This is a genomic window from Peptoniphilus ovalis, from assembly GCF_018919265.1.
GTDB lineage: Bacteria > Bacillota > Clostridia > Tissierellales > Peptoniphilaceae > Peptoniphilus_A > Peptoniphilus_A ovalis.
This window is the reverse complement of the sequence record NZ_JAHLQO010000010.1, coordinates 1-1,726: the sequence shown is the minus strand read 5'-3', so window position 1 is coordinate 1,726 and position 1,726 is coordinate 1. Positions and strand designations below refer to the sequence as shown.

The 1,726-nt window shown below is 47.3% G+C and carries 1 rRNA gene; it reads left to right on the top strand.

Annotation, left to right across the window (positions count from 1 at the left end):
- The first annotated feature begins 161 nt into the window (after positions 1–161).
- Positions 162–1,686: ribosomal RNA gene (locus KQI68_RS10225) — 16S ribosomal RNA — on the top strand.
- Positions 1,687–1,726: the final 40 nt, after the last annotated feature.

Here is a 1,726-nt window from a genome sequence, read left to right as displayed (position 1 = left end):
GAAGTTATAATAAATAAGCTACTTCGTTGAGGTAGCAAGAAACATGATAATTAAATAGTGTGAAGATATAAAATCGATATAATCGATAACAATCGTGATAAAATCACAAAGCAAACCAGATATTCGTTTAGTTTGATAAAACTAATGAGTCATACAAATTTTTAATTGAGAGTTTGATCCTGGCTCAGGACGAACGCTGGCGGCGCGCTTAACACATGCAAGTCGAGCGATGAAATTCAATCAGATCTCTTCGGAGTGACGAATGAATGGATTAGCGGCGGACGGGTGAGTAACACGTGAGTAACCTGCCTTAGACATTGGGATAGCCTCGGGAAACCGGGATTAATACCAAATGAAATCACATATACACATGTATAAATGATCAAAACTCCGGTGGTCTAAGATGGACTCGCGTCCCATTAGCTAGTTGGTGAGGTAACGGCCCACCAAGGCGACGATGGGTAGCCGGCCTGAGAGGGTGAACGGCCACATTGGAACTGAGAAACGGTCCAAACTCCTACGGGAGGCAGCAGTGGGGAATATTGCACAATGGAGGGAACTCTGATGCAGCGACGCCGCGTGAATGAAGAAGGCTTTCGAGTCGTAAAGTTCTTTTATATGGGAAGATAATGACGGTACCATAAGAAAAAGCCCCGGCTAACTACGTGCCAGCAGCCGCGGTAATACGTAGGGGGCTAGCGTTGTCCGGAATCACTGGGCGTAAAGGGTTCGCAGGCGGAAATACAAGTCAGATGTAAAAGGCAGTAGCTTAACTACTGTAAGCATTTGAAACTGTATATCTTGAGAAGAGTAGAGGTAAGTGGAATTTTTAGTGTAGCGGTGAAATGCGTAGATATTAAAAAGAATACCGGTGGCGAAGGCGACTTACTGGGCTCATTCTGACGCTGAGGAACGAAAGCGTGGGTAGCAAACAGGATTAGATACCCTGGTAGTCCACGCTGTAAACGATGAGTGCTAGGTGTCGGCGAAAGTCGGTGCCGCAGTTAACACAATAAGCACTCCGCCTGGGGAGTACGTGCGCAAGCATGAAACTCAAAGGAATTGACGGGGACCCGCACAAGCAGCGGAGCATGTGGTTTAATTCGAAGCAACGCGAAGAACCTTACCAGGGCTTGACATACTGAGGACAGTCTTAGAGATAAGACCTCTTCTTCGGAAGCCTCAATACAGGTGGTGCATGGTTGTCGTCAGCTCGTGTCGTGAGATGTTGGGTTAAGTCCCGCAACGAGCGCAACCCTTATCTTTAGTTACCAGCATTTAGGATGGGGACTCTAAAGAGACTGCCGATGATAAATCGGAGGAAGGTGGGGATGACGTCAAATCATCATGCCCTTTATGCCCTGGGCTACACACGTGCTACAATGGAAGGTACAAAGGGAAGCGACCCTGCGAAGGTGAGCAAACCTCAAAAAGCCTTTCTCAGTTCGGATTGTTCTCTGCAACTCGAGAACATGAAGATGGAGTTGCTAGTAATCGCAGATCAGAATGCTGCGGTGAATGCGTTCCCGGGTCTTGTACACACCGCCCGTCACACCATGGGAGCTTGTAATACCCGAAGCCTGTGAGCAAACCTTAGGGGTGCAGCAGTCGAAGGTAGGATAAGTGACTGGGGTGAAGTCGTAACAAGGTAGCCGTATCGGAAGGTGCGGCTGGATCACCTCCTTTCTAAGGAAAAAGATCTTCACACTATATTAATTATATATGG